The sequence below is a fragment of the Actinomadura sp. WAC 06369 genome (genome assembly GCF_003947565.1).
GTDB lineage: Bacteria > Actinomycetota > Actinomycetes > Streptosporangiales > Streptosporangiaceae > Spirillospora > Spirillospora rifamycini.
Genome location: NZ_QHJN01000331.1, coordinates 1 through 3146, shown reverse-complemented (window position 1 = coordinate 3146; position 3146 = coordinate 1). Strand labels below are relative to the sequence as shown.

3 protein-coding genes are annotated in these 3146 nt (G+C 72.7%); all 3 read left to right on the top strand.

Features of this window, described 5'->3' with window-relative positions:
- The first annotated feature begins 12 nt into the window (after window positions 1-12).
- The 3 genes from DMH08_RS39110 to DMH08_RS39100 all read left to right on the top strand — a co-directional run bounded on the left by DMH08_RS39110 (window position 13) and on the right by DMH08_RS39100 (window position 3090).
- Window positions 13-900: a RecB family exonuclease gene (locus DMH08_RS39110; protein WP_125621298.1), complete on the top strand. Its 888-nt coding sequence runs from the start codon at window positions 13-15 to the stop codon at window positions 898-900.
- Window positions 901-1004: 104 nt separating this feature from the next.
- Window positions 1005-2228: a sensor histidine kinase gene (locus tag DMH08_RS39105; protein WP_026405954.1), complete on the top strand. Its 1224-nt coding sequence runs from the start codon at window positions 1005-1007 to the stop codon at window positions 2226-2228.
- A 181-nt stretch (window positions 2229-2409) separates the two neighbouring features.
- A complete protein-coding gene (locus DMH08_RS39100; RefSeq protein ID WP_034521769.1) occupies window positions 2410-3090 on the top strand; it encodes a response regulator in 681 nt (226 codons plus the stop codon).
- Window positions 3091-3146 lie beyond the last annotated feature (56 nt).

Below are 3146 nucleotides of genomic sequence, written 5' to 3'. Positions count from 1 at the left end.
GGGCCGGGGGGTGTGCCGGTGGTGGGGTCGTTGTCGCCGTCGCGGGCGGGCGATTTCATGACGTGTCCGCTGCTGTACCGGTTCCGGGTGATCGATCGGATTCCGGAGCGGCCGAGTGCGGCGGCGGTGCGGGGGACGCTGGTGCACGCGGTGCTGGAGCGGTTGTTCGATCTGCCGACGGGCGGGCGGACGCCGGAGGCGGCGCTGGCGATGCTGGGGCCGGAGTGGGAGCGGCTGCTGGAGGCGGAGCCGGAGCTGGCGGGGTTGTTCGGGGAGGGTGAGGCGGGGGACGCCGAGCGGGACGAGTGGCTGGCGCAGGCGCGGCGGATGGTGGAGCGGTATTTCACGTTGGAGGATCCGCGGCGGTTGGAGCCGGCGGAGCGCGAGTTGTTCGTGGAGACGGTGCTGGACTCGGGGTTGAAGCTGCGGGGGTACATCGACCGGGTGGACGTGGCGCCGACGGGTGACGTGCGGATCGTGGATTACAAGACGGGGACGGCGCCGCGTGCGGATTTCGAGGCGCGGGCGCTGTTCCAGATGAAGTTTTATGCGCTGGTGTTGTGGCGGCTGCGGGGGCGGGTGCCGCGGTTGCTGCAGTTGATGTATCTGGGGAACGGCGAGGTGCTGCGGTACGAGCCGGACGAGGCGGATCTGCGGGCGACGCAGCGGAAGGTGGAGGCGCTGTGGGAGGCGATCCGGCGGGCGATGGACACCGGGGAGTGGCGGTCGCGGCGGGGGCGGTTGTGCGATTGGTGCGACCATCGCGAGCGGTGCCCGGAGTTCGGGGGCACTCCCCCGCCGTTGCCGGTGGTGCCGGTGGGGCGTCCGTCGCCGGCCGATCTGGAGGGCGGGGCCGCGGCGGTGCCGGGCGGTGCGGCGCGTGAGCGGGACGATCTGTAGCCCGTGCGGGTCGGTCGGGGCGGTGCGGTCTCCTTCTTGGGGATGACCGCAGATCCGCGTTCAGGAGGGGTCTCGACCTGGCGTGACGTCCTAGGGTGAGAATCGTGTCACCCCGCATCCGTGGTCTTCTCGCCTTCCGCGCCTGGTTGCAGGCGCGTCCGTCGGCCGCCGACGCGCTGCTGGCGGCTGGGTTGCTGCTGGTGGGGCTGCCGCAGTTGTACCTCTCCGATGTGGGGGCGGAGGGGTACGGGTCGGTGTTCACGCCGCCCGACGTGCTGTGCGGTGCGCTGGTGGCGGTGGTGGCGATGGCGCTGACGTGGCGGCGGCGGGCGCCGCTGCCGGTGCTGCTGTTCATCGTGGCGGGCGGGGCGGTGCTGGCGGCGCTGGGGTATCCGCCGTCGGTGCCGGATGTGGTGGCGTTCCTGGTGGCGGTGTACGGGGTGGCGGCGCATCGGGGGTTGGCGCAGAGCGCGCTCGGCGGGGTGCTGGCGGTCGTGTATTTCGTGGTGCTGCTGGTGGCGTTGCCGGTTCCGATGTCGCCGATGGTGTTCTTGACGGATTGCGCCCTGGTGATCGGTGTGTGGATGCTGGGGCGGAATCTGCGGTTGCGGCGGGCGTATTTCGCGGAGTTGGAGCATCGGGCGGCGCGGTTGGAGCGGGCGCGGGGGACGGACGCGCGGGCGGCGCGGATCGAGGAGCGTTCGCGGATCGCGCGGGAGCTGCACGATGTGGTGGCGCATCATGTGAGCGTGATGACGGTGCAGGCGGGGGCGGCGCGGCGGATCATCGATCGGGACGCCGACAGCGCGCGGGACGCGATGTCGACGATCGAGGAGGTGGGGCGGACGGCGCTGAGCGAGATGCGGCGGATCGTGGGGGTGCTGCGGACGGAGCGGGACATGGAGCGGGCGGGGGGCGAGCTGGCGCCGCAGCCGGGGCTGGGTGATCTGGGCGAGTTGCTGGACCATGTGCGGGAGACGGGGTTGTCGGTGCAGCTGTGGATCGAGGGTGAGGCGCGGACGCCGTCGCCGGGGGTGGACGTCGCGGCGTTCCGGTTGATCCAGGAGGCGTTGACGAACACGCTGAAGCACGCGGGGGCGCAGGCGCGGGCGTGGGTGCGGCTGTACTACACCGATGATCATCTGACGGTGGAGATCGAGGACGACGGGCCGGGGACGGCGACGATCATGGCGGGGGACGAGGCGCGTCCGGGGCACGGGCTGGTCGGGATGTACGAGCGGGTGGCGCTGTACGGTGGCGAGCTGCGGATCGGGCCGCGGGTCGGCGGCGGTTTCGGGGTGCGGGCCCGTTTCCCGCTGGAGGCGTAGGTTGTCGGGCATGAGCGGGGACGGGCATGAGCAGGCGTGAGGGGGCCGGCGGTGAGCGGGCCGGCGGCGGGCGGCGGTTCGGGAGTGGCCGGGCCGGGAGCGGACGGATCGGGGTCGGGCGGCGGATGCCGGTGGTGAACGGTGTGAGGCGAGGAGCCGGGACGATGGACGGGGCGGCGCGATGAGCGCGGTGCGGGTGCTGCTGGTGGACGACCAGCCGCTGCTGCGGACGGGTTTCCGGCTGATTCTGGAGGCCGAGCCGGACATCGCGGTGGTGGGCGAGGCCGGGGACGGCGCGGCGGCGGTGGAGCTGACGCGGTCGCTGCTGCCGGACGTGGTGCTGATGGACATCCGGATGCCGGGCGTGGACGGGATCGAGGCGACGCGGCGGATCATCCGGGACGGTGCGGCGTCGCACGATCCGCGGGTGCTGATCCTGACGACGTTCGATCTGGACGAGTACGTGATCGAGGCGGTCCGTGCGGGGGCGAGCGGGTTCCTGCTGAAGGATTCGCCGCCGGAGGACCTGGTGCAGGCGATCCGGATCGTGGCGGCGGGTGACGCGATCGTGGCGCCGAGCGTGACGCGGCGGCTGCTGGACAAGTTCGCGACGCGGCTTCCCGCGGCGCGGGACTCGGCGCCGCCGCCGGGGCTGGACACGCTGACCGAGCGGGAGCGGGAGGTGCTGGCGCACGTGGCGCGCGGGCAGTCGAACGCGGAGATCGCGGCGGAGTTGGTGGTCAGCGAGACGACGGTGAAGACGCATGTGGGGAACGTGCTGGCGAAGCTGGGGCTGCGCGACCGTGTGCAGGCGGTGGTGTACGCCTACGAGACGGGGATGAGCCGGCCCGGCCAGTCCTGAGCCTCCGCTTCCCCTCCCCCGCCCTCTCCCCCGTGTCGAAGGGGGCGGGGGAGGGG